This is a genomic window from Litoribrevibacter albus, from assembly GCF_030159995.1.
Lineage (GTDB): Bacteria > Pseudomonadota > Gammaproteobacteria > Pseudomonadales > Litoribrevibacteraceae > Litoribrevibacter > Litoribrevibacter albus.
This window is the reverse complement of sequence record NZ_BSNM01000015.1, coordinates 39,258-64,896: the sequence shown is the minus strand read 5'-3', so window position 1 is coordinate 64,896 and position 25,639 is coordinate 39,258. Positions and strand designations below refer to the sequence as shown.

Genomic DNA, 25,639 nt, shown 5'->3' with positions numbered 1-25,639 from the left:
CAAAGAATTCAAAAATACTAACTATAAACCACTTACTAATAGGTATAGTGTAGACAGTTCTTAACTGATCAAGAAACAAACACCACCCTAACCAAAGTTAGGACGAGGAATCTAGTATACATCATCCTTATAGTGTGAAAACGGTCATCTAAGGCAAAAGCAGGTTTAAAACTCATACTTTCACAGTATTTTCACTTTTTAATGTAGAACGAAATACAGAAAAGGCCGCATGACATCATCATGCAGCCTTGTCTGTGTCGGGCGGGGGTTACCCTACCCAGCGACGCGCATTTCTGAACATTCTCATCCATGCACCGTCTTCATCCCATTGAGCCGGAGCCCAAGAGTTTTGAACTTTACGGAACACACGCTCAGGGTGCGGCATCATAATAGTTACTCGACCATCAGCGTTTGTTAAACCACCAATTCCTTCAGGAGAACCATTCGGGTTGAATGGATACTGCTGAGTTTGCTGACCGTAGTTATCCACATAACGAATAGCAACCGTACCGCTGCCATTTGCCGTATCAAGATGCGATGCATCACGGAACTCAGTTCGACCCTCACCATGAGCAATAGCAATTGGCATCTTAGAGCCTGCCATGCCTTGCAAGAAGATAGAAGGACTGTCCTGCACCTCAACCATAGCAACACGTGCTTCAAACTGCTCAGACTGGTTACGAACAAATCGAGGCCAGTGCTCAGTACCAGGAATCAGTGATGCCAGGTTTGACAACATCTGACAACCATTACAAACACCTAATGCAAAGCTGTCTTCACGCTCAAACAAACCTACGAACTGATCACGAGCACGTGCATTAAACAGGATGGATTTAGCCCAACCTTCACCCGCACCTAGCACATCACCGTAAGAGAAACCGCCACATGCCACTAATCCTCGGAATTCATCCAAAGTTACACGGCCAGACAAAATATCACTCATGTGTACGTCGGTTGCTTCGAAGCCTGCACGATCAAATGCAGCAGCCATTTCTACCTGACCATTCACCCCTTGCTCACGCAATACAGCAACTTTAGGGCGAGCGCCTTTGGCAATAAATGGTGCAGCAATGTCTTCATTAACATCAAAAGTTAGATCTGTAGACAAACCTGGGTTTTCATCATCCAGGATATTGCTAAACTCTTGCTCCGCACAATCAGCATTATCACGAAGTTTTTGAATTTCGTAACTGTTACGAGACCACAACTGCTGGAGTTCAGAACGAGAACGATCAATCAGTAATTCATCGTCCAAAGAAACACGAATCTGATGGTCATCGTTCAAACTGGCTACAACACCAGAACAATCACCTAGGCCAGCACCATTCAATTGAGTCAAAACGAAGTCTAAATCGTCACGACGTACCTGAATTACCGCACCCAGTTCTTCGTTGAACAACACCTGAAGTACGTCATCAGCACCGTCGGCAAGGTAGTCCAGATTGATATCAACACCGGTACGACCCGCAAATGCCATCTCAGTAAGAGTGGTAAATAAACCACCGTCAGAACGGTCATGATAAGCCAGCAACTTGCCGTCTGAGTTCAAGCCCTGAATGACAGCGAAGAAGGCTTTCAAGTCTTCTGCATCATCAAGATCAGCACATTGATTACCTACCTGATTGAATACCTGCGCCAGACAAGAACCGCCCAAACGATTCTTACCACGACCAAGGTCAATCAACACCAAGTCAGTTTCGCCCTGATCTTTCTTAAGCTCAGGCGTCAACGTCAGACGTACATCATTAACAGGCGCAAACCCTGAAATAATCAAGGACAAAGGAGCCACAACAGACTTGGTTTCTTCGCCCTGTTCCCACATGGTTTTCATAGACATAGAGTCTTTACCCACAGGAATTGAGATACCCAATTCAGGACAAAGCTCCATACCCACGGCTTTCACTGTGTTATAGAGGTTCTGATCTTCCCCTGGGTGACCGGCTGCAGCCATCCAGTTCGCAGACATTTTGATGTCAGAAATCTTGTTAATAGACGCCGAAGCCAGGTTGGTGATCGCTTCACCAATAGCCATACGGCCTGACGCTGGTGCATTAATCAAAGCAATTGGAGTACGCTCACCCATCGCCATTGCTTCACCAGCATTGGTATCAAAGCTGGACGTGGTAACAGCAGCGTCAGCTACTGGCACCTGCCAAGGACCAACCATTTGATCACGATTAACCATACCAGTAATTGAACGGTCACCAATGGTGATCAGGAAGCTCTTACTTGCTACGGTTGGAAGACTCAATACGCGAGAAGCAGCTTCATCCAAAGTAACGCCATCAAAGCTCAAACCTGACAACTCAGCAGTTTGAGTGTCAAACGAACGTTGCATCTTAGGTGGCTTGCCAAGCAATACCTGTAAAGGTAAATCAACAGGGCTATTACCAAAGTGCTCGTCATTCAATAACAAATGCTCTTCTTCAGTAGCTTCACCCACTACTGCAAACGGACAACGCTCACGCTCACACAAAGCTTCAAAGCGTTTCAAATCTTCAGGGGCAACGGCTAATACATAACGTTCCTGAGATTCGTTACACCAAATCTCAGCAGGTGACATACCTGGCTCATCGTTTGGTACATCGCGCAGTTCAAAGCGACCACCGCGTCCTGCATCACTCACCAACTCAGGCAATGCGTTGGAAATACCACCCGCACCCACGTCATGAATGAATTTAATTGGGTTCTCGTCGCCCATCTGCCAGCATCGATCGATAACTTCCTGACAACGACGTTCCATTTCAGGGTTATCACGCTGTACAGAAGCAAAATCCAGATCTGCGCTACTGGAACCTGAGGTCATAGATGAGGCAGCACCACCGCCCAATCCAATCAACATCGCAGGACCACCAAGTACAATTAACTTAGCGCCAACAGGAATGTCTTTCTTTTCAACGTGTTCACTGCGGATATTACCCAAACCACCCGCAATCATAATTGGTTTGTGGTAACCACGAACTTCCTTACCAGCAACGCCTTCGGCTTCTTGCTCATAGGTACGGAAGTAACCCGTCAGGTTAGGACGACCAAATTCGTTATTAAAGGCTGCACCACCGATTGGACCTTCAATCATGATATCCAATGCAGAAACAATACGCTCCGGCTTACCGTAGTCGCCTTCCCAAGGTTGCTTCCAACCCGGAATATTCAAGTTAGATACGGTAAAACCAGTCAGACCAGCTTTTGGTTTACTACCAATACCCGTTGCACCTTCGTCACGAATTTCTCCACCAGACCCCGTCGCCGCACCAGAATGAGGAGCAATGGCCGTTGGATGGTTGTGAGTTTCGACCTTCATCAAAATATGAATGTCTTCTTCGTGATAGTCGTATTTATTACTTCCCGGTTTAGGGAAGAAACGACCGGCTTTGTGACCTTTGATTACAGACGCGTTATCTTTATAGGCGCTAAGAACATCCTGACCACTGATCTCGTTGGTGTTCTTAATCATTTTGAACAAAGATTTGTCCGCTTGTTCACCGTCAATGATCCAATCTGCATTGAAGATCTTGTGTCGACAATGCTCTGAGTTTGCCTGAGCAAACATCATCAATTCTACGTCAGTCGGGTTTCTCTCAAGCGCCTGGAAGTTTTCAACCAAGTAATCGATTTCATCTTCCGCTAATGCCAAGCCCCAATCATCATTCGCTGTAGATAGAGCTTCACGCCCACCTTCAAGGATATTTACCGTTCGCAAAGGCTTCGGTTCTGACTGAGTAAACAACAACTCAGCACCGCCCATAGAAGAAAACACCGCTTCAGTCATGCGATCGTGTAACAGATCAGCCAGGACGATCTTAGTCGCTTCCTCGATCGGTGAGTCGCTACGAATATAATATGCAACACCACGCTCAATACGCTGCACACTGTGTAGACCACAGTTATGCAAAATATCGGTTGCCTTACTAGACCAAGGCGAAATGGTGCCAGGACGAGGAACCACTAGGAATAAGGTACCATCCAAGTCTTGAACCGACTCACTAGGACCATATTCTAGAGCCTTATCCAGAATAGTTTGTTCATCTTGACTGAGTGTTCCATCAACAGAAACAAAGTGCATGAATTCTGCATAAATCCCCGTGACACTTGGCACGGCTGATTTAAGAGTGTTAAGAAGTTTTTCAGATTTAAACTTGGAAAGCGCTGGTGCACCGCGAAGCTCAAGCATACTGAGGAAGCCCCTGACTATAATTTAGACTATTCCCAGCTTTCTCACGCTGGAAATTCAAGGCGTGAATGATACTGGAAAAGCAAACAAACGGCTACTTATGTCACAATTTGAATCACTCTAGAATGCTCATTCAAAAAAAAGAACATAAAATAACCACCGTTCACAAGGATTCGTGATTTACTTCACATTATTAGTCTCAATAGTAGTCGAGATATGAGGACTTAATCGTTTGAGTTTTGCTGATATCTTAAACAATGGATGGACCAGCTTCGCAAGGACACTGCGCTTAACAGATACCTCCCCGGTTTTAAACCTAGGGAAATCTCTGTTCGTTGGCTTATGCGCCACCATTACACTCTCCGCCTGCACTCACCCTACCGCTGTAGAAACCATACAACGGGAAGGCGTACTTAATGTTGTCACCATTGACAGCGAACGCACATTGGTTGAACAGGACGGACAAACCGTTGGCTTCGAATACGAATTGGCCAAGCAGTTTGCAGATCGTCTTGGCGTAAAACTGAGAATGTACAGCGTCGATACCATCGATGAGGTTTATGAAAGTATTAATAAAGGATACGCGTCTTTTGCTGCTGCCGGCATTGCATTAAATATCCAACCAAATCAGCTGATATCGCCAACCTACGCGAGTTCATCTACGATCGCCATTTATCGCCAGGGCTCCGTAAAACCTAAAACGCCTAAAGATTTGATTGGAAAAAAAGTAGCGGTTATTAAAGGTAGCCCGGCAGAACACTGGCTAACGGTTACAACCCAAGCCTTGCCAGAACTGACCTGGGAAGCAGTATCATCTCCCGACATCATTTCACTGTTTGCCGAATTAGATACCCAAAACTTCGATATTTTGATTGCCTCAGATCACGACTATGAAGCTTATCAAGCCTATTTCCCTGAGCTGAGAATCGCTTTTGAAGGATTAGACAACCATGAAATCGGCTGGTTATTTACGAAATCCGAAGATCTGACTCTGTATAAAAAAGCGGTGGATTTCTTGAGTGATCCTACCACTACCGAACAGATTGCTTATCTACAAGAAAAATATTACGGCCATCAATTGCGTCTGGACTTTGTTGGTGCAAAAACCTTCAAGTTCCACACAAACAAGCGACTTCCAAAATATCGTAAAACCATTGAAGCAGCGGCTGAAAAATTTGAGCAGGATTATTATCTGTTAGCAGCCATCGGCTATCAGGAATCTCACTGGAATCCAAAAGCGAAAAGCCCAACGGGTGTACGAGGTTTTATGATGCTGACTCGTCCAACCGCTAAAGATATGGGCGTTTCAAATCGGCTGAATGCTGAGCAAAGCATCCAGGGCGGTGCCAAGTATTTCTCTCGAATCCACAAAAGCTTGCCGGAACGTATTCAGGAGCCAGATCGCACCTGGTTTGCTCTTGCAGCTTACAATGTGGGGCGAGGCCATTTGGAAGACGCCCGTATTCTGACAGAACAAGCCGGAAAAAACCCAGATCAATGGGCCGATGTAAAAGAGTTTTTGCCACTGCTACAAGACAAACGCTGGTACAAAAAAACCAAATACGGCTACGCCAGAGGTTATGAGCCAGTAATCTACGTTCAGAACATTCGCCGTTATATCGATGTACTTCGCTGGTATGATCAACGACAAGAAGAAATTCGCATTGCGAAAGCGGCAGAAGAACCAACCACGGAAGAAGAAAAGCCCGCATCAGTACACGCGCCGGTTATTATGCTTTAGCGCACAGTTTTCAGGTCTAAACTACATCCAATAAAAAAGAGAGCAAGCGCTCTCTTTTTTATTCTGACCAACCTTTTACTTCACCTGAAAGGCGTCAATATACCCTTGATAGGTTTTCATTGACGGCTTTCGACGGTACTTAAAAAATCTCTGCATCATCAATCTGGCTGACGCTTCAAGCACGCCACCTTGCCACTCCACCACATGGTTAAACTGTGGTTGTTCAAACATTCCCTGATGGCTACAGACGGCTCCGGCTTTAGGTTCCGCTGCACCAAAAACAACTCGCGAAACACGGGAGTGAATGATCGCACCAGCACACATAGCACAAGGTTCAACCGTCACATACAAGGTCGTATCCACCAGTCGGTAATTTTGAATTCGAGTCGACGCATCACGCAAACATTGAATTTCCGCATGAGCTGTCGGATCAGAAGAGCTAATCGGACGATTCCACCCCTGCCCAATGATCTGATTATCCCGAACCACTACAGCACCCACCGGAACCTCACCCTCAAACCAGGCATTTGCTGCGAGCTTTAATGCTTGCTTCATCCAGTGTTGATCTTGGGTTTGCTGATTTGTTGTCATATTGAAAAGATATAGAGAGGAAGGACAGCTTGAATGAATTCAAATAATGAGGGTTTCTCGTCTGCGAGAGCAGACGAGAAATACCAGTATTTTATTCCCACTCAATCGTAGCCGGCGGCTTAGAACTCACATCGTAAGCCACACGAGAAATACCGGAGATTTCGTTAATGATACGATTAGACACCTTCTCCAACAATTCATATGGAAGATGCGCCCAACGCGCTGTCATAAAGTCGATGGTTTCTACGGCACGCAGAGATACAACCCACTCATAGCGACGACCATCACCAACTACACCGACTGATTTCACAGGAAGGAACACAACAAACGCCTGAGACGTTTTGTGATACCAATCGGCTTTATGAAGCTCTTCAATGAAAATAGCGTCAGCTTCACGAAGAATGTCAGCGTACTCTTTCTTCACTTCACCCAGAATACGAACACCCAAACCTGGGCCTGGGAACGGATGACGGTAAACCATGTCATACGGAAGACCCAACTCCAAACCAATTTTACGAACTTCGTCTTTAAACAATTCGCGAAGCGGTTCAACCAATTGAAGCTTCATATCTTCTGGCAAGCCACCCACGTTGTGGTGAGACTTAATGACGTGTGCCTTACCGGTTTTCGCAGCAGCAGACTCAATAACGTCCGGATAGATAGTACCCTGGGCTAGGAAAGAACAGTTGCTTAGCTTAGCTGATTCTTCATCGAACACTTCAATAAAGGTATTACCAATGATCTTACGCTTAGCTTCTGGATCAGCTACGCCTTCCAACTTGGATAGAAAACGCTCTTCAGCATCCGCACGAATAACGCGAACACCCATGTTTTTCGCAAACATGTCCATAACCTGATCACCTTCGTTCTTACGAAGCAGACCGTTATCCACGAACACACAGGTCAACTGATCACCAATGGCTTTGTGCAACAACGCAGCAACCACAGAGGAATCAACACCACCAGACAGACCTAGCAAGACTTCACCGTCGCCCACTTGCTCTTTAACTTTGGCAATCTGATCTTCGATGATATTGGCAGGCGTCCAAAGCTTTTCACACCCACTCAACTCAAGTACGAAATGCTCAAGAATACGACCACCCTGTAATGTATGAGTTACTTCCGGGTGGAACTGAACACCAAAGAAACGCTTTTCTTCGTTGTACATACCAGCAATCGGGCAAGAATCCGTTGATGCCATCAACTGGAAACCTTCTGGCATGGACACAACTTTATCACCATGACTCATCCATACGTCGAGCAAAGATTCGCCGGCATCATTTAAATGATCACGAATGTCGTGAAGCAGTGAACTTTCACCTTCCACTTTTACTTGAGCGTATCCAAACTCACGAATATTAGACGACTCAACCTTACCGCCTAATTGCTCTGCCATAGTCTGCATGCCATAACAGATACCAAGAACAGGCACACCCAGATTGAATACAACTTCAGGTGCTCGTGGAGACTGACCTTCCGTCACAGACTCTGGACCACCCGCCAAAATGATTCCTTTCGGATTAAAGTCACGAATATCTTGCTCAGTCATGTCAAACGCATGAATTTCGGAATACACACCGATTTCACGAACACGACGAGCAATAAGCTGTGTATATTGACTACCAAAATCAAGAATCAAAATTCGTTGAGCATGGATATCTTGAGTCATGGAAATTATTTCCTTAAAAATAAGAGAAGAAACCTAATCTGGGCGAACACTTTCACGCAAAACAAACGATTAAAACGTTAGTGACACCCAATTAAATAATGGGGCTGATGCCCCATTATCCGTATCGATAAGTTCAGAACCTAGCCACCCACACGGTAGTTCGGTGCTTCCTTAGTAATATGAACGTCATGAACATGAGATTCGTTCATACCAGCGTTGGTAATGCGAACAAACTCAGGCTCTTTACGCATTGCATCAATGGTTTGACATCCAGTGTAGCCCATAGAAGAACGCAAACCGCCCATCAACTGATGAACTGTATTTGCTAAAGGACCTTTACACGCGATACGCCCTTCAATACCTTCCGGAACCAATTTTTCTACGCCTTCTTTAGCGTCCTGGAAATAACGATCACTTGAGCCCTGGCTTTGACCCATAGCGCCCAGTGAACCCATGCCACGGTAAGACTTGTAAGCACGGCCTTGGTAAAGTTCAACTTCACCTGGTGCTTCATCAGTACCAGCCAACAAACTACCGGCCATAACCACGCTTGCACCAGCAACAATCGCCTTAGCCAAGTCACCTGAGAAACGAACACCACCATCAGCAATCAACGGTACACCGGTACCTTCCAAAGCTGCCGCTACATTCGCAATCGCAGAGATTTGAGGCACACCAACACCCGCAACAATACGTGTAGTACAAATAGAACCAGGGCCAATACCCACTTTCACACCGTCAGCACCTGCGTCAGCCAATGCTTTCGCCGCTTCACCAGTTGCGATGTTGCCACCAATAACCTGTACTTCCGGGAAGTTTTGTTTCACCCAGGCTACGCGATCAATTACACCTTTTGAGTGTCCGTGTGCCGTATCCACAACGATAACGTCTACACCAGCTTCAACCAAAGCTGCAACACGATCAGGTGTTTCAGGACCAGTTCCTACCGCAGCACCAACACGAAGACGACCTTGATCATCTTTACATGCATTAGGGAAGGCATTTGACTTGGCGATATCTTTAACCGTCATCAAACCAACTAGCTTACCTGCATCATTCACAACCAGCACTTTCTCAATGCGGTTGATGTGCAACTGCTCACGAACACGTCCGGCACTGGTGCCTTCTTTAACAGTAATCAGTTTATCTTTTGGCGTCATTACTGAATCGACTGTCGCATCCAGATTCAATTCAAAACGCACATCACGGCTGGTAACGATACCAACAAGCTCATCGCCATCAACAACAGGAACACCAGAAATGTTGTTACGACGAGTAATTTCAATCAACTCACGAATAGTGGTATTGCTTGAAACAGTAATAGGATCTTTTACGATACCACTTTCGAACTTCTTAACAGCACGAACTTCTGCCGCTTGCTGTTCAATGGTAAGGTTTTTGTGAATAATCCCTAAACCACCCTCTTGAGCCATAGCAATAGCTAGACGAGATTCGGTTACCGTATCCATTGCAGCGGATACAAGTGGAAGATTCAGCTCAATTCCGCGTGTAATACGCGTTTTTAGGCTTACATCTTTAGGAAGTATTTCGGAATAACGTGGGACGAGAAGAACGTCATCAAAGGTCAAGGCATCTTGAGCGATACGCAGCATAATTTATTCCTGAAGCTAATGAATTATGCGCGCATATTATATCCTCGTAATTCGGTCTGGTAAACAAATTGCTTAAAGAATCATATCCAAATTCGAAGATAAAACTGATAATATTTTCTAATCCTTCATTTTAGCCACTGAGATCAGCCATTCTTCATGCTGTTTAATCGTCCTCTTTCAGTTTCAGAACTCAATAAACACACCAAAGATCTTCTGGAAACCCACTTTTTATCGGTTGAAGTCACCGGAGAAATTTCGGGTTTTGTGGCCGCTGCCTCAGGTCATTGGTATTTCACACTGAAAGACGACAAAGCTCAGGTTAAATGTGCCATGTTCCGGGGTCAAAACCGAGCGGTCATTCGTCCCCCTAAAAATGGTGACAAGGTTAAGATCAAAGCCAGGGTGACCCTCTATGAGGCTCGCGGTGATTTTCAGTTGGTTGCAAACAGCATGGAACACGATGGTGCCGGAGCACTGTTGGCCGCCTATGAACGACTGAAACATAAACTGGAGCAGGAAGGGCTATTTTCCGCTGAGTACAAAAAAGCCATTCCCAAGTTCGCTACAGAGATAGGTATTATTACATCGCCTACGGGAGCTGCGATTCAGGACATTCTACATGTCACTCAAAGACGCTTCCCACTGGCCAACATTACCATCTATCCAACCCAAGTACAGGGAACTGATGCACCACTGTACATCATGTCTGCACTGCAATCTGCCATATCCCAAAATAAGTGCGATGTATTGATCATTGGTCGTGGCGGCGGTCCTATCGAAGACTTATGGTGTTTTAATGATGAACAACTGGCGCGAATGATATTCCACTGCCCTATTCCCATTATTTCAGCGGTAGGGCATGAAATTGATTTCACTATCGCCGATTTTGTGGCCGATGTTCGGGCAGCGACGCCTTCTGCAGCAGCTGAAATTGCAACCCCGGATCAACATGAATGGAAGGTCCGTTTTGCCAATCAGCAAAAACGTCTCGAGTTTGCCATTCGCCAAAAACTCAAGGTTATGCATCATGCCTTGGCAATTCACAGAAGCAAACTTCAAAGCCCGAAACAAAAACTGGAAAAGGATTCTCAGAAGCTGGATGAATTGACGTTGCGCCTTAAGCAAGCGATCAAACAGCGAATTCACATACTACAACATGAAACAAGGTTGTTAGAAAGTCGCGTCCTCAGACACCACCCCCAACAGCAACTGAATAATCACAAACAGTCATTGGCCTCTCTGGATCTTCGATTACAACGAGCAATTGCTCAGCAACTGTCCAACAAGCGAAATACATTTCAGTCACTGATTAAATCCCTGCAACTGGTCAGTCCGCTGAATACCTTGGAACGAGGCTATGCCATCGCCAGCCATGATGGACAGGTGATACAGGACAGCACCCAGGTATCGACAGGAGAAACCGTAAAGATTCAGTTAAGAAAAGGAAGCTTCGACGCCAAAGTAACTAACGTTGATTAACCCCCAAGAGAAACGCTTGGGGAAAGTAAAACATTAGCTACTTTAGGACGAATAAAATCAGGAAACCGCGTTAGGATGAATCGACTTGCGGTACTCACCAGGAGAGCAGCCCAACCAACGTTTAAACGCATGGTAAAAGCTGGAGGTTTCAGCAAAACCAAGCTTATCAGCAATTTGATCCATTTCGAGATCACCTTCCTGAATGTAACGAATGGCCTTTCGCTGACGCACCTTGTCACGAAGAACAGCGAACGAGGTATCCTGCTTCTTCAGCTTTCGCTGTAATGTTCTGGAACTCATATTAAACTTGCTGGCCGCATCTTCCATACTGGCAGGTGCATTCCCCAAGTTATCGTCCAAAAACTTCTCAACCTTGTTCACCAACACATTATGATGTGGCATCTGGCGAAGTTTAGAGTTCGCCATTTCAATCAAGTTGTCGTGGAATACAGGAAAATGTCCCGCTAGAGGTACATCCAGCAAATCACTTTCAACAATAATTTCATCACGTTCTTGGTTGAATAAAATAGGAGCATCAAAGACACGAGCGTATTCTTCAACATACTCAGGCTGAGCATGACGGAAACGGACTTCAATCACAGTTAATGGTCGTCCCATCAACCACTCTGCCAATGTCAGAACCCCTGCGAACATACCTTCCGCAAAATAAACATGGCGACGAGTGTCAATTTCATCAGTTTCAAACAGAATACGAGCAACGTCCTGAGCTTCCTCAACGATAGTGATATCGATAAATGGAAGCCAAAGATTTTTGTACTCGTTGAATCGAGCGATCGCATCTCGGCCAGTCTGACTGGTCGCGATTAATGAACCAACAATATCGAGCTCTTCATAGCTCAAGTGCTCACCCACATGAAGACCAAATACTGGGTCTCCTGATAGGCGATGCATACTACCAAATAGCGCTATAACATCGTCTTGTGTAATGTAGCTATCTGGTTGAGCAACTTTATATGGATCCAATCCTGCCCCACGGAAGATTTCTTCCATAGGGATATCGTATTGACGTGCCAAACGAATAAATACAGGTGCAAGCGCCTGCGTGGACACGGTAGGCTGCATTTCATACCCCACTAAATATCTCTAGGCTGTCCCCGGCAGTGCAAATATAAGTATCCATTGTAAGTTATAGTAGTGTGCGGATACTTTTGTCTAACCAGTCGCACATCATATTTTGATTACATGCAACTGGCCTTGTGAATAAGCGCCAGTTTACTTCCTTTTAACTGATTTTTTCTTGACCGGCTTCACCCTATTCGGATCTTTACGCTTCTGGTTCGGCGTACGCGTGTCCCTTTTATTTGCAAACGGGTTATCGCCCGTTCTAAATTCAAAGGCCATCGGAGTACCGACAATATTCAATACACGTCTAAAGGTATTTTCCAGATAACGCTGATAAGAATTTGGTAACGCCGTTGTCTGATTCCCATGAATTACGATTCGAGGAGGATTCGATCCCCCTTGGTGGGCGTATCTCAACTTGATTCTATGACCACGAACCACAGGCGGTGTATGTACCTTCACAGCATCTTCCAAAATCTGGGTCAAATAGTTGGTCGTCCACTTGCCCATTGCTGCTTCATACGCGATCTCAATCGAGCCGTATAAGTTACCGACGTTGCTACCATGCAACGCTGAGATAAAGTGAATATCAGCGTAGTTAGTAAATACTAATCGACGCTCAATTTCTTTCTTAATGTGTGCTTTCTTGTCTTCACTCAAACCATCCCACTTATTGATCGCAATAGTGAATGCCCGACCTGCTTCAAGCACATAGCCCAACAAATGAAGATCTTGTTCTACCAGACCTTCCTGGGCATCGATCACCAAAACCACTACATTGGCATCTTCAATGGCCTGCATGGTTTTAATAATCGAGAATTTCTCAACGGTCTCTTTAACGTTCTTTCTACGTCTGACACCCGCCGTATCAATCAAGGTATATTCTTTACCGTATCGCTCGTAAGGAATATACACAGAGTCCCGGGTAGTTCCTGGCATATCGTATACAACGACACGCTCTTCACCCAGCAAGCGGTTTACCAAAGTGGATTTACCCACATTCGGGCGCCCTACTACACCAATTTTGATACCGCGAGAATCCGGCTTAACACTAACGCCAGGCTCATAGCTTTCTAGTTCACCTTTAGCAACCAGCCCTCTGCAATAGCTATCCCAGTAATCGAATACTTCATCCATTAAGGATTTAATACCCCGATTCTGAGAGGCTGCAATTGGAAAAGGTTCAGCCGTCAGTCCCAACCCATAGAAATCAGCCATTGCCGTTTCAGGATCGATACCATCGGTTTTATTGACCACAAGCCACGCCTGCTTGTCAGAGCTTCGAAGATATTTAACCATCTCCTCATCGCCCACCGTCAAACCGGCTTTTCCATCTACAAGAAACAGAACAATATCTGCCTCTTCAATCGCAAGCAGCGATTGCTTGGCCATTTCCTGATCGATGCCCTCTTCGTCACCAGCAATACCGCCGGTATCAATCACCATATAGCGGCGATCACCAAGTCTGCCCTGACCGTATTTACGATCACGAGTTAAACCCGCAAAGTCAGCAACCAAAGCATCACGAGATTTGGTCAATCGATTAAACAGGGTAGATTTACCCACATTTGGACGCCCAACAAGGGCAATCACTGGATCCATTATCTTCTCCGATCAGGATTCGTTCCGAATTTGTACAGCAGCCAGCGTTCCGTCACTGGAGTAGATATAAAGAGTATCGCCAACCACGACTGGAGGAGATAACAACCCATCTCTATCAATTCTGATTCGCTCGGCGAACGTCCCTGATAGTTGTGAAATAAAGTGCAAGTAGCCTTCAAAATCCCCCACCACCAGGTAATTACCTAGCGTGACAGGACGTGTAAGACGACGATTTTTAAGGTCTTCCAGTTTCCAATTTACAGAACTGGATCTATCATCCAAAGCAACCAACTGACCATCATCTAAGGCCAGATAAACTTGACCAAAACCAAAGGCTGGCCCAACCCAGGATGAAAATTCTTTCTGCCAACGAACTCGCCCGGAATAGAGATCAATCGCGCGAATAAAGCCATTAAAGCCAACCGCATACATGGTGTCCTGCTTAACGATTGGCGTTCCATCGATATCCGACAACTTTTCAAGATCTGACTTTCCACTCGGGACAGAGACTCGTCTCTCCCAACGACTGGCGCCTGTTTCATTATCCAACGCCACCACTTTACCATTGGCAAACGCCGCATAAGTCACGGAATCAGAAATAACAGGGTCAGCAGTGCCTCTCAGGCTTAGCAGAGGTAAAGACGCATCGTATTGCCATTTCATTTCTTTAGTCGTTAGATCAAAACCAAAGACGTGGCCATTCTGTGCCTGTACCACCAACAAATTACCTTCAATAGCAGGGCTGGACAGCACTTCGCTGGTCAATTGTGTTCTGAATACTTCAGACCCGTCCTGGCTATTTAAGACAATCAATAATCCGTCTAACGTACCAACCGCCAGATAGCCTGCACCGGCACCAACTCCACCAGAAACAGGCACATCCAGATCGACACTCCAAAGGCTGTCACCTGTGTGGCGGTCATAAGCATAGCAATCACCGTCAGCATCACAGACAAAAATGGAATCCCCATCTATTCCCGGCTTTAACCTTAACCAGGAATCAGTACCTGCACCATCACCGGCCCATCGAGTCCAAACTTCATCTGCACTTACAACAGGCGCAAAATCCACAAGTTCAGCAGGTTGCGTAGCTTCATTTTCATCATTAGAGCTACAACCGGAAAGACCTAACGTAATTAGAGCAAGTACAGCAACACGCTTAAATACTAGCTTCATTAATTAACCGTCTCAGCTGGAATCACTTCATTAAGGTCATTGCGCTTTAATTCCAAAAGATCAACTGGCATGCCCGTCATACCGGCTTGAGCAATCGCTTTATCATACGCATTACGAGCATCTTCACGCTGCCCTTTCGCCAAAAGGATGTCAGCACGTAATTCAAGAGAGCGTGCTGCAAAGGCGCCTTCCATTGACTCAGGCAACAAAGCCAATGCTTCGTCGTCTTTCTCTTGAGCATATAAAACCTGAGCCAGACGTAAGTTAGCCAAAGCTTTTAGCTCTACCGTTGGAGCAGTCGCATGAGCTGCTTTTAAGTGCGATTCTGCAAGCGCAAAGTCTTTGGTCTCTACCGCAAGCTTAGCCATGATTAGGTCGGAATACACCGAATATGCAGAGCCCGTATTTTCTTCACGCAACTTTGTCGCCAATTCAAATACCTTGCCACGTTCATCTTCAGAGGCGTTATCAGGTAATGAAAGCTGCTCTTCCAAAAGCGTTTGGAACTGAGCAGAAACCGCTTCGGCCTCCGCCTGGCTGTTCTTTTGGAATTGATCCCAACCAAACACAGCCGCCACACCGACAACAACTGCACCAATCAAGCTCTTACCGTTTTCATCCCACCAACGTTTGATCTTCTCTTCGGTATCATGTTCGAACTGATCGTAATCCACTTAATTTTCTCCTAGATTCCTTAAGTCTCTCTCAGAGAGTGTCTTTTCTTATTGTCTGTTTACCAATAAGCACGTCAGCCGTGCTTATAGATTATCTTTTAAAAACTGAGCCAGTTCATTGAAGGCAACATTTGATTGTTCTCCTTCCTGCAGATTTTTAACCGCAGCTACTTGCTGTTCTACTTCCTGATCGCCCAGGATAATCGCAAATTTAGCGCCACTGTTACCTGCTTTCTTCATTTGACTCTTGAAACTTCCACCACCGCAATGCAACTGAACGCGTAAGCTCTTCTCTTCGTTACGAAGCTGTTCAGCAAGGGTCATAGCTACCATTGATGCATCTTCACCCATACTTGTGATGTAGACATCCAAGGTTTCAGTTACTGAAGCCGGAATCACGTTTAAGGTTTCAAGCAACAAAACCAAACGTTCAACACCCATAGCAAAACCAACAGCCGGCGTCGCACGTCCACCTAACTGTTCAACTAAGCCATCATAACGACCGCCAGCACACACAGTACCTTGAGCACCTAACGAGGTAGTTACCCACTCAAAAACAGTTTTGCAGTAATAGTCCAAGCCACGAACAAGCGTTGGATTCAGAACATACTGAATGCCAGCTTTATCCAAACGAGCAAGCAATTCTTCAAAGTGCAGCTTAGACTCTTCATCAATATGATCCATCAAACTCGGCGCACCTTTAAGTACTTCCTGAGTCTCAGGAGATTTACTATCAAGCACACGCAACGGATTCGTTTCTAGACGACGTTGACTGTCAGCATCCAACTTATCGAAATGATTTTTCAGATAAGCCACCAAAGCTGTTTTGTATTCAGCTCGCGCTTCATTCGACGCTAAGGTATTAATTTGAAGTTCCAGCTCATCTAGAATACCCAGTTCTTTCCATAGACGGGCACTCAACAGAATAACTTCAGCATCAATGTCCGGGCCATTCATGCCAAAGGTTTCTACACCTACTTGATGAAACTGACGATAACGGCCTTTTTGAGGTTTCTCATAACGAAACATCGGACCGGTATACCACAAACGCTGAGTTTGATTGTAAAGTAAACCATGCTCTTCAGCGGCACGCACACAACACGCAGTGCCTTCAGGACGCAAAGTCAAGCTCTCTCCATTTCGGTCGTCAAAGGTATACATTTCCTTTTCGACAATGTCAGTAACTTCACCGATAGAGCGTTTAAATAAATCCGTTTGCTCAACAATTGGCATACGAATTTGCTGATAACCGTATGCATTTAAAACAGACTTAATGGTGTCTTCTAGATACATCCACACTGGGGTCTGATCTGGCAGAATGTCATTCATTCCGCGAATGGCTTTAATACGTGCCAAAGGAACCTCTCTCAACTGAAAAGGTGTCAATCACCTTGCCAGACATTACCTTCAAAATTTAATACAAATAACTAAATAGATGGACCAGCGAATCAAACTTTCGCGATCACATCTTCTAATTCTTTCTGTTTTGATGCCGCTTTTTCTCTGATCATACGCTCTAAGTCATCAACCAGAGTCTCGTTTTGCAAGCGTTCGTGCGGTTTGCCATCGATATAAACACGGTTAGCAGTTGCACCACCGGTCAGCCCCACATCCGCTTCTTTTGCTTCACCCGGCCCGTTTACGATACAACCAATAACAGCCACATCCATAGGAACAACGATATCTTCCAAGCGTGTTTCCAGCTCATTCATGGTATTAATAACATCATAGGTCTGACGAGAGCAGCTAGGACATGCAATGAAGTTGATGCCACGCGTTCTTAATTTCAACGATTTAAGAATGTCGTAACCCACTTTAATTTCATTAACAGGGTCAGATGCCAAAGAAACGCGAATGGTATCGCCTATACCATCCATCAGCAAGATACCCAAACCTACGGCTGATTTAACCGTTCCGTTACGGAAGCCACCTGCTTCTGTGATCCCCAAATGCAACGGCTGTTCAATCTGCCCAGCAATTTTTCGATAAGCATCGACGGTCATGAAGACTTCGGATGCTTTAAGGCTCACTTTGTAATTCTGGAAATCCAGTTTATCCAGAATATCAATATGGCGGAATGCTGACTCTACCAACGCATCAGCGGTTGGTTCACCGTACTTCTGCTGAAGATCTTTTTCCAGAGAACCTGCATTCACCCCAATACGAATTGGGATATTTTTATCCTTGGCGCAATCCACCACTTGGCGAACACGGTCGGCACGACCAATATTCCCCGGATTGATACGTAAACAATCAACCCCCAACTCCATCACACGAAGTGCAATTTTGTAATCAAAGTGAATGTCAGAGACCAAAGGGACATTCACTTGGCGTCGAATTTCAGCAAAGGCATCTGCCGCTTCCATGCTTGGCACAGAAACTCGGACAATGTCTGCTCCAGCGTCTTCCAATGATCGAATCTGAGCCACAGTTGCCGCAACATCGGTGGTCTCTGTATTAGTCATGCTTTGAACTGCGATCGGCGCATCACCACCCACCGGCACGTTCCCCACCATCACCTGACGGGATTTACGACGTTTAATTGGAGATTCAGGGCTTTTATTCATTCTTCAACAACTTTGTATTTCAAATTTCTATTCGTAAATCGGTAAGTTACTCACCCACCTGAAAACGGGCAGACTTTCTTGCGTAGTAAGCGGTTAAATCAACCTTCTCACCTTCATACATCACATCAACCACCGTGGTATCACCCAAGGTAACCGTGAATGGAGGAACACCCTCAACCACAGAGGTCTCTCCCGCAGATTTTGAGCGCTCTGCAAGCTTTGCACCGGTTGCATCAACAACCTGATACCAACAGTCACCATTAAAAGTAAAAGACAAGGCTTCAGTAGCTAACGCAGGTAGGGATTCACTTTCAACAGACACTTCATCGTCTGCTGCACTCACGCTTACTTCCGTCTCAGTCGCAGGTTCATCATTAACAGACTCAATGGCTTCTATTTCTTGAGATGTTTCCTCGACCGCTTCGTTCACTTCAAGATCCTGCTCAGTCGCGCTTGATTCTTCGGCAACTATCTCATCTGCGGTAGCAGTAGATTCAACACCTGATTCAGATAACGCTTCATCGCTACTTTCAATCGAAGAAGGTACTTGAGGAGCAGGTTCTTCGCCATCTTCGAGACTCACAACTACTACTGCTACCAACGCGATAATCACAATAGCAATCAAAACAAGTTTACTATTTCCGTGAGAAGTATTTTTTTCCGAGTTTTGAGCTTCCGCGTGCTGTCTAGCAATATCTTGCTGGTCAATATAAAGGCGCACCAACTCTTCGCCATTCAAACCAACAATATCGGCATAATTTCTCAAATAGCCACGGATAAACGTGTCACCAGGCAACACTTCAAAATTACCAGCTTCCAAAGCCTTAATGTAATTTTCAGTTAAACATAAACGAGCAGCCACCATATCCGTAGTCATGCCCTGTTCGGTTCTCGCGGATGCCAATATTTTACCTACAGGTAAAGTACTTTTATGACCAACTTCGTGAGTTGATTGATCCGTCATTTTTCACTGTCCTTATTTTTATAGGCTTCCGGAATTTTGAAAGGCGTTAAGCTTTAAGATCTCTGCATATTCCTGAGAGTTTGGATACAACTTCTCCAGGAGCTGAACATATCTTGTTGCCAATTCGTTACGATTTGCACCTTTCTGAATGCGATAACCTAAAGCCAACGTACGCGGTGTATAGTTATTTACAGACCCTAAGTTCTTCTCATAATTCCTGAAATAGCGAGTCGCAAAGCGATAATCCTGCCTGTCATAGTTAATTCGCGCTAAATGAACGTATGGTTTTGTTTGTTTTGGATTGATAACCACAGATTTCTCGAACGCAGACTCAGCTCGCTCAATTTTCTTTAATCGCAAGGCACACAATCCCAAATTCAAATTCGCTGCCGCCAGATTTTCATAAAGCTTATCATCAACAACCTTTTCAAATTGGCTTAATGCTTCTTCAAAACGCCCGGACGAGAATAAAAAGACACCATACAATTCTTTACCACGAGTGTATTTGGGATCAGATTTAATCGATTGTTTATAGTATTTTTCAGCTTCACCCGGCTCACCTTCTTTTTCTAAAGCAAGTGCAAGTGCCGCAAGTGCTGGCGCATGATTCGGACGAATCTCGAGCACTTCCGTTGCTTTTAACTTAGCCGGTTCGGTATGACCACGCTGGAGATGAAGAAATGCGGCTTTTACCCTGAAGTCTAAATTTTTCTCCAGATCCTTCTTTTCAGTAAAACGACTATGAGTTTCAACAACCGTACACCCTGAAAACAAAGTAATCAGACCAAGCATCAACCCCAAAATTAAAGTACGACTGTTTACCTTCAAATTCATCTTCTTGATTCGTTCCTTTATCAGTAACCCAAACAATGCTGTACAGTTTAAATGCTAGACGACCGCACTTGCTAGTCAAAATAAGCCATGAAGGCCATTTAATTCGACTTCCAAGACTATTGAGCTGCCTCTGCGTATTTCGCACTACGTCGAGTTCTATCCTCAACCTGACCTACCAACTGACCACAGGCTGCATCAATATCATCACCACGAGTTGATCGAACCGTTGTCACAATCCCGACTGAATTCAAATAACTATGGAACTGACTCACAGCCTCTGGCTTGGAGCGTTGATAGCCAGAATTCGGGAACGGATTAAACGGAATCAGGTTTATCTTACATGAAATACGACGCAACACTTTAGCCAACTGTTTAGCATGCATCAATGTATCGTTAACTCCATCCATCATGGTGTATTCGATGGTAATTCCTCGCTTGTCGTCACACTTGTCGAGGTACTCCTGACAAGCATCCAACAACATTGAGATTGGATATTTCTTATTAATCGGGACCAATTCATTACGCAATTCATCATTCGGCGCATGCAATGAAATAGCCAAAGAGACGTCTGTTCGATCACCCAACTCACGTAATGCAGGGACCACACCAGAAGTACTTAGAGTCACGCGACGTTTAGACAAGCCATAAGCATTGTCTTCCATCATTAATGACATTGCGTCAACCACATTCTCAAAGTTAAGCAGTGGTTCACCCATTCCCATCATAACCACATTAGACACAGGGCGCGGATTAGAAGGATCACGTTCGCCAAATGATTTACAGGCAATCCATAACTGACCAATCACTTCTGCTGCGCTAAGATTACGCTGGAATCCTTGCTTACCGGTCGAACAGAAGCTGCAATCCAAAGAACAACCGACCTGAGAAGAAACACATAGCGTATTTCTGCCTTCAGCTGGAATCAAAACTGTTTCAACACAACTGCCACCTTCAACGCGAATAACCCATTTGCGCGTGCCATCATCGGAAAAGTTGTGATAAACCACTTCAGGAGGACGAATCTCAGAGACTTTTTGCAACTTCGCTTTCAGCGCCTTCCCAACGTTCGTCATGTCATCAAAGTTATCGATTCCGTACTGATGAATCCACTTCATCACTTGAACGGCTCTAAACTTTTTCTCACCGATACTTTCAAAAAAGGCAATCATCTTATCCAGGGATAGTCCGAGAAGATTCACTTTTTCAACAGAAGATTGATTATCAGTAGTAATAACTTGAGAGGCTGTATTTTGAACAGGAGTTGCAGAACTCATGATGACTCACCTTTAGTCCAGGATTTACGGTCTATAAATCGAATTGTAAGAGAAAAATAAGTTGTGCTTTGAAATTAGTTGACCATTATCTAGAAAGCACAAAGCCGAAGCAACCAGGCTTCGGCTTAATGTTGCATTCGCTAAAACTTAGCGAGCGCAGATTTCTTCTGCAGAGAAGAAGTAAGCGATTTCACGCTCAGCAGACGCTGCTGAATCAGAACCGTGTACAGCATTTGCATCAATGCTCTGAGCGAAATCAGCACGGATAGTACCAGCTTCAGCTTCTTGTGGGTTAGTAGCACCCATAAGGTCACGGTTTTTAGCGATTGCGCCTTCACCTTCAAGAACCTGAACAACAACAGGACCAGAAGTCATGAATTCAACAAGATCTTTAAAGAAAGGACGCTCTTTATGCTCAGCGTAGAAACCGCCAGCTTTTTCGTCGTCCAGTTGTAGCATTTTAGCAGCAACGATTTGTAGACCTGCTTTCTCAAAACGAGAAAGGATTTCACCGATTACGTTTTTGCCAACTGCGTCTGGTTTAACAATAGAAAGTGTGCGCTCTACCGCCATGGAACTATTCCTCAAAAAGTGTGTTTAGCTGTATAAAAAAATCGGGCGGATTATACGCTAGTTAGTGTTTCATTTACTAGTCCACACAGACAACAAATATCGCAACAAAGAAGCCAGAAACACTTAAGTTTGCTAAAGCACGGGCGATAACTCTCTGACAAGGGATAAAAACACAGCATCGATGCAGATAATCAATACCAATATAGCAGCCTTAAGAACTCAACGGCATTTAAACAGTGTCGAGAATGAAATGAGTACGGTATTCCGTAGACTCTCTTCTGGCTTACGAATTAATAGCGCTGCAGACGATGCTGCCGGGCTTGCCATTTCCACTCGCATGGAATCTGGCATCAGAGAAGCAACTGCTGCCATTCGAAACGCAAACGATGGTATTTCTCTCATCCAAACAGCCGATGGTGGCTTAGAAAGTATTACTGAAAACATTCAACGAATCCGTGAACTTGCTGTTCAGGCTGCAAACGGCACCAACAGTGATTTCGAGCGAGAAGCACTTCAGATCGAAGTGGAATATCTATTAGAAAGCATTAACTTCACAGCCAAACACACCCGTTTTAATGGCCTCAATCTTCTCGATGACAGTGCCCCTCCCCTTCAAAGTCACGGCATTGTTTCCCTTCAAGACGACGAAACCAAAACCGCTGTCATGATTGGTTTAACTACCGGTTGGCTTGAATCTTCCGAACAACTGATTGCAGACTTTTATGGCCTTACCGGAGATGGCCAAACGCTGGGAATTTTTCTGGCAGACACTGGCGACCCTGAAAGTGACGGTCCTGGTGGTACAGCAGCTTATGTACAATCTCTGGTTGGTTCATCAGGTCCCGCTGTTAGTGGAAGCGTAGAGCTTTATATCGATATGGAAGATTTCCGGCCCGCCAATTTACCCAACGGCGGTACAGAGCCTTTCTATAATGACCGAATCATTGCTCATGAAATGACACATGCGGTTATGGCCGTAAGCACTAATTGGGGCGAACTAAATACCTGGTTCAAAGAAGGTGCTGCCGAATTTATTCATGGCGCAGACGAACGGATTTCCATAGATCTGGCCGCTGCTGGCAGCTCATCCGCCTTAATTTCTCAGGGATTCACTACAGCCCCCGCGACCTGGGGAGGTAGCAGCGCTGAATATTCCTCCGCAACGCTTGCCGTACGCTATCTACACGACTCAATTGTCGCAGCAGGCGGGGAAGGCATAAAAGACATAATGACCGTTCTGTCATCAGATCCGAATAACATCACGCTGGATGACGCCATCAGTCAAGTCAGCACCGATCTTGGTGGCCTCAGAGGCTACGTTTCCGGCGCCGGATTCACCGGAGCCGCCTTCACAGATGAAACAACCTTCTTATCAGACTTTGATACTAACGGAGCTGACTTCCTTGACGAACAAATCCAGCTCGCTGACCCGGACACTGGTTCAATTCAAGGTTCCAATGTAAGCCCGGCTAATCCCTCAATTGATCAAGAAGATGCAGTTGAAGACCCTATTGATTACAACAGTGATCCCCTTGAACACTGGCAGGAAATTTGGCCAACCGGTTTTACAGTAAAGGCCAGTCGCAATGATAATTCATTCTCAGGCATTAACATTCAACTGGGGGCGACCAGATCTGATCGTCTTGAAATCAGACTGTACGGTGCAAATACTACCGCGCTGGGACTCGACGGCCTAAGTGTCAGCAAAGACCCTCTGGATGTAATCCTTCGGGCCGACGAGGCGCTTGAACGAGTCTCTTTCATACGAGCCAATTTCGGTGCCACTCAAAATCGCCTCGAAGCTCGAATTAATTATCTGTTAATCGAAAAAGAAAACCTGACGAGCGCCAGATCCAGAATAATGGATACAGACTATGCAGCCGAAACCGCAAGGCTTTCCCGCCTCACCGTGCTACAACAGGCCGGCTTCAGTGTTCTCGCTCAAGCCAATAGCAGGCCACAACAGGTACTCCAACTACTGGGCTAACAACTTCCAAACACCATAAATTCAGACATAAAAAAAGAGCCTCACGCGGCTCTTTTCTTCACAAGGGTCTGATTAAGCTAACGCCGCCTGACGCTCTTCGATGTAGTTGGCAACAAAAGTATCCACATCAATCGCAATCTTAAGCCCTTTCTCATCTTTGTATGTACCCTTGATCATCATCGACGAACCAGTAATGGTTGGCTGTGCACCTTGGTCAAGCTGCGAATCTTCAAAATCAATCATTTCTGAAACAGAATCCACAAGCAGCCCAAAATTACCTTCTGGTAACTCCAGACAAATGATTCGACTGGCATCCGTCATCTGAAAAGGTGGCAATCCCATAATAATTCGGGTATCCAAAACTACCATCACTTCACCACGGACATTAATGATCCCTGCCACAAAATCCGGCGCACCAGGTACAGGAACAGGCTCTTCATAACGAAGTACCTCTTTCACTGAACTGACTTGATGACAATAATCCTCGTCTTCAACACAAAATGTAATCCACTTCATTTGGTACGGTGCCTTTCATTAATTTCGGGTAATTTTGATCGCTACGTTTAATGACTAGTATGTGTTTTAACACGTCTGTTTTTTACATTACTAATAGCTATAGCGTACAAAATACTAAAAACATTAGCATAAATACTAGCATATTGAGACTAAAAAGCAGGGACAGAGAAAAGCAAAAAAGCTCAGGGCGATAAAATCGCCCTGAGAAAACGAAGGGTAGGAAACTTGGGGTTCCCAGATTTCAATAACCATCCTACAGTTCAAATTCGCAAGAAAAATGGAAATAAACGTTAAAGATGGGTAAAACCGTTACTGAGCCGCCTCTTTAAACAAATGAACATCCATTTGTGGAAAAGGAATGCCTATCCCCTGTTCATCCAACGTCAGTTTCACCTGCTCTAATAACTCTGCACGCACTGACCAGTAATCATCGGTCTTAACCCAAGGTCTAAAGTTGAAGTTAACACTGCTATCGCCTAATTCCACGAGTGCCACTACAGGTTCCGGATCTTTCAGCACCAAGGGATGCGAATTCAAAATATCCTCTAACACACGCTTAACTTCACGAACGTCACTGGAATAGTCCACACCAACCACCAAGTCGATACGACGTGTGTCTCTAGCCGAGTAGTTAATAATCGTACCGGAATAGATGGAGCCGTTAGGAACGATTACTTCTTTGTTATCTCCCGTACGAATCAAGGTTGAGAAGATGGTAATTTTTTCAACCACACCAGAAACTCCTGCGATCTCAACAAAGTCTCCTGTTTTAAACGGTCTGAATAACACCAGCATCACACCTGCAGCAAAGTTCTGAAGCGAATCTTTCAACGCCAGACCTACAGCCAAACCAGCTGCACCAACCAAGGCTACCAAGGAAGTTGTATCCACACCCAGCTGATCCAATGACACAACCACCACAACCAGCATGAGCAGCATATTCAAAATTGAAGAAACAAAGTTCACCAAGATTTCGTCAGTCTTTGCACGAGTCATGATGCCTCGCACCATACTCATCACAACTTTAACCAGAATACGACCAACAATAAAAACAACGACGGCAATCAACAGCTTGTATGACCAAGGCTGTACCACCTCACTGAAAAAATTCTCCATTTACAAGTC

The 25,639-nt window shown here is 45.1% G+C and carries 19 protein-coding genes; 3 read left to right on the top strand and 16 right to left on the bottom strand.

Going from position 1 to position 25,639, the window contains the following annotated elements:
- Positions 1-268: 268 nt before the first annotated feature.
- Positions 269-4,171, bottom strand: coding sequence for a phosphoribosylformylglycinamidine synthase (gene purL / locus QQL66_RS12850; RefSeq protein WP_284381907.1), 3,903 nt, complete (start codon positions 4,169-4,171; stop codon positions 269-271).
- A 232-nt stretch (positions 4,172-4,403) separates the two neighbouring features.
- Here purL and mltF point away from each other — a divergent pair, with 232 nt between their 5' ends.
- Positions 4,404-5,912, top strand: a complete 1,509-nt coding sequence (mltF, locus tag QQL66_RS12845) for a membrane-bound lytic murein transglycosylase MltF (protein ID WP_284381906.1) — start codon at positions 4,404-4,406, stop codon at positions 5,910-5,912.
- A 75-nt stretch (positions 5,913-5,987) separates the two neighbouring features.
- On the opposite strand, the gene tadA is transcribed toward mltF, so the two are convergent.
- The 3 genes from tadA to guaB form a co-directional block, all read right to left on the bottom strand.
- Positions 5,988-6,503 (bottom strand): tRNA adenosine(34) deaminase TadA, encoded by a 516-nt coding sequence (gene tadA / locus QQL66_RS12840; protein ID WP_284381904.1) that lies wholly within the window; start codon positions 6,501-6,503, stop codon positions 5,988-5,990.
- Positions 6,504-6,594: 91 nt separating this feature from the next.
- Positions 6,595-8,172 (bottom strand): glutamine-hydrolyzing GMP synthase, encoded by a 1,578-nt coding sequence (gene guaA / locus QQL66_RS12835; RefSeq protein ID WP_284381903.1) that lies wholly within the window; start codon positions 8,170-8,172, stop codon positions 6,595-6,597.
- A gap of 140 nt (positions 8,173-8,312) precedes the next feature.
- On the bottom strand, positions 8,313-9,785 hold the full coding sequence (gene guaB, locus QQL66_RS12830; protein ID WP_284381901.1) for an IMP dehydrogenase: 1,473 nt from the start codon (positions 9,783-9,785) through the stop codon (positions 8,313-8,315).
- Between the two features lie 156 nt (positions 9,786-9,941).
- On the opposite strand from guaB, the gene xseA reads away from it, so the two are divergent.
- On the top strand, positions 9,942-11,264 hold the full coding sequence (gene xseA, locus QQL66_RS12825; protein WP_284381900.1) for an exodeoxyribonuclease VII large subunit: 1,323 nt from the start codon (positions 9,942-9,944) through the stop codon (positions 11,262-11,264).
- Between the two features lie 57 nt (positions 11,265-11,321).
- Here xseA and QQL66_RS12820 read toward each other — a convergent pair whose 3' ends face one another.
- From QQL66_RS12820 to ndk, 10 genes are all read right to left on the bottom strand, one after another.
- Complete coding sequence (locus QQL66_RS12820) at positions 11,322-12,347, bottom strand: AraC family transcriptional regulator (protein WP_284381899.1); 1,026 nt, start codon at positions 12,345-12,347, stop codon at positions 11,322-11,324.
- Between the two features lie 150 nt (positions 12,348-12,497).
- Positions 12,498-13,949 (bottom strand): ribosome biogenesis GTPase Der, encoded by a 1,452-nt coding sequence (gene der / locus QQL66_RS12815; protein WP_284381898.1) that lies wholly within the window; start codon positions 13,947-13,949, stop codon positions 12,498-12,500.
- 12 nt (positions 13,950-13,961) lie between these two features.
- Positions 13,962-15,125, bottom strand: coding sequence for an outer membrane protein assembly factor BamB (bamB, locus tag QQL66_RS12810; RefSeq protein ID WP_284381897.1), 1,164 nt, complete (start codon positions 15,123-15,125; stop codon positions 13,962-13,964).
- Positions 15,125-15,799 (bottom strand): YfgM family protein, encoded by a 675-nt coding sequence (locus QQL66_RS12805; RefSeq protein ID WP_284381896.1) that lies wholly within the window; start codon positions 15,797-15,799, stop codon positions 15,125-15,127. The genes bamB and QQL66_RS12805 overlap by 1 nt, the downstream gene beginning before the upstream one ends.
- Positions 15,800-15,883: 84 nt before the next feature.
- Complete coding sequence (gene hisS, locus QQL66_RS12800; protein ID WP_431356917.1) at positions 15,884-17,128, bottom strand: histidine--tRNA ligase; 1,245 nt, start codon at positions 17,126-17,128, stop codon at positions 15,884-15,886.
- Positions 17,129-17,247: 119 nt separating this feature from the next.
- Complete coding sequence (gene ispG / locus QQL66_RS12795; RefSeq protein ID WP_284381893.1) at positions 17,248-18,366, bottom strand: flavodoxin-dependent (E)-4-hydroxy-3-methylbut-2-enyl-diphosphate synthase; 1,119 nt, start codon at positions 18,364-18,366, stop codon at positions 17,248-17,250.
- Positions 18,367-18,412: 46 nt separating this feature from the next.
- Positions 18,413-19,330, bottom strand: a complete 918-nt coding sequence (locus QQL66_RS12790; RefSeq protein ID WP_284381891.1) for a RodZ domain-containing protein — start codon at positions 19,328-19,330, stop codon at positions 18,413-18,415.
- Between the two features lie 18 nt (positions 19,331-19,348).
- Entirely contained in the window at positions 19,349-20,164 is an 816-nt protein-coding gene (gene pilW, locus QQL66_RS12785) for a type IV pilus biogenesis/stability protein PilW (RefSeq protein WP_284381890.1), read from the bottom strand.
- 116 nt (positions 20,165-20,280) lie between these two features.
- Positions 20,281-21,438 carry a dual-specificity RNA methyltransferase RlmN gene (gene rlmN, locus QQL66_RS12780; RefSeq protein ID WP_284381888.1) on the bottom strand — a complete coding sequence of 386 codons (1,158 nt, stop codon included), beginning with the start codon at positions 21,436-21,438 and terminating at the stop codon, positions 20,281-20,283.
- Positions 21,439-21,585: 147 nt separating this feature from the next.
- Positions 21,586-22,011 (bottom strand): nucleoside-diphosphate kinase, encoded by a 426-nt coding sequence (gene ndk / locus QQL66_RS12775; RefSeq protein WP_284381886.1) that lies wholly within the window; start codon positions 22,009-22,011, stop codon positions 21,586-21,588.
- A 181-nt stretch (positions 22,012-22,192) separates the two neighbouring features.
- Between ndk and QQL66_RS12770 the strand changes: the two genes are divergently transcribed.
- A complete protein-coding gene (locus QQL66_RS12770; RefSeq protein WP_284381883.1) occupies positions 22,193-23,998 on the top strand; it encodes a flagellinolysin in 1,806 nt (601 codons plus the stop codon).
- 72 nt (positions 23,999-24,070) lie between these two features.
- Here the strand turns inward: QQL66_RS12770 and QQL66_RS12765 are convergent, their stop codons facing one another.
- Positions 24,071-24,514, bottom strand: coding sequence for a chemotaxis protein CheW (locus tag QQL66_RS12765; RefSeq protein WP_284381881.1), 444 nt, complete (start codon positions 24,512-24,514; stop codon positions 24,071-24,073).
- 309 nt (positions 24,515-24,823) lie between these two features.
- Positions 24,824-25,630, bottom strand: coding sequence for a mechanosensitive ion channel family protein (locus tag QQL66_RS12760; protein ID WP_284381880.1), 807 nt, complete (start codon positions 25,628-25,630; stop codon positions 24,824-24,826).
- Between the last annotated feature and the right edge of the window lie 9 nt (positions 25,631-25,639).

Coding starts and splice junctions, on each gene's coding strand:
- ndk (WP_284381886.1), bottom strand. CDS start 22,011: ATGGCGGTAGAGCGCACACTTTCTATTGTTAAACCAGACGCAGTTGGC.
- guaA (WP_284381903.1), bottom strand. CDS start 8,172: ATGACTCAAGATATCCATGCTCAACGAATTTTGATTCTTGATTTTGGT.
- QQL66_RS12765 (WP_284381881.1), bottom strand. CDS start 24,514: ATGAAGTGGATTACATTTTGTGTTGAAGACGAGGATTATTGTCATCAA.
- rlmN (WP_284381888.1), bottom strand. CDS start 21,438: ATGAGTTCTGCAACTCCTGTTCAAAATACAGCCTCTCAAGTTATTACT.
- QQL66_RS12770 (WP_284381883.1), top strand. CDS start 22,193: ATGCAGATAATCAATACCAATATAGCAGCCTTAAGAACTCAACGGCAT.
- pilW (WP_284381890.1), bottom strand. CDS start 20,164: ATGAATTTGAAGGTAAACAGTCGTACTTTAATTTTGGGGTTGATGCTT.
- tadA (WP_284381904.1), bottom strand. CDS start 6,503: ATGACAACAAATCAGCAAACCCAAGATCAACACTGGATGAAGCAAGCA.
- ispG (WP_284381893.1), bottom strand. CDS start 18,366: ATGAATAAAAGCCCTGAATCTCCAATTAAACGTCGTAAATCCCGTCAG.
- bamB (WP_284381897.1), bottom strand. CDS start 15,125: ATGAAGCTAGTATTTAAGCGTGTTGCTGTACTTGCTCTAATTACGTTA.
- purL (WP_284381907.1), bottom strand. CDS start 4,171: ATGCTTGAGCTTCGCGGTGCACCAGCGCTTTCCAAGTTTAAATCTGAA.
- QQL66_RS12790 (WP_284381891.1), bottom strand. CDS start 19,330: ATGACGGATCAATCAACTCACGAAGTTGGTCATAAAAGTACTTTACCT.
- QQL66_RS12760 (WP_284381880.1), bottom strand. CDS start 25,630: ATGGAGAATTTTTTCAGTGAGGTGGTACAGCCTTGGTCATACAAGCTG.
- xseA (WP_284381900.1), top strand. CDS start 9,942: ATGCTGTTTAATCGTCCTCTTTCAGTTTCAGAACTCAATAAACACACC.
- der (WP_284381898.1), bottom strand. CDS start 13,949: ATGGATCCAGTGATTGCCCTTGTTGGGCGTCCAAATGTGGGTAAATCT.
- hisS (WP_431356917.1), bottom strand. CDS start 17,128: ATGAATGACATTCTGCCAGATCAGACCCCAGTGTGGATGTATCTAGAA.
- QQL66_RS12820 (WP_284381899.1), bottom strand. CDS start 12,347: ATGCAGCCTACCGTGTCCACGCAGGCGCTTGCACCTGTATTTATTCGT.
- guaB (WP_284381901.1), bottom strand. CDS start 9,785: ATGCTGCGTATCGCTCAAGATGCCTTGACCTTTGATGACGTTCTTCTC.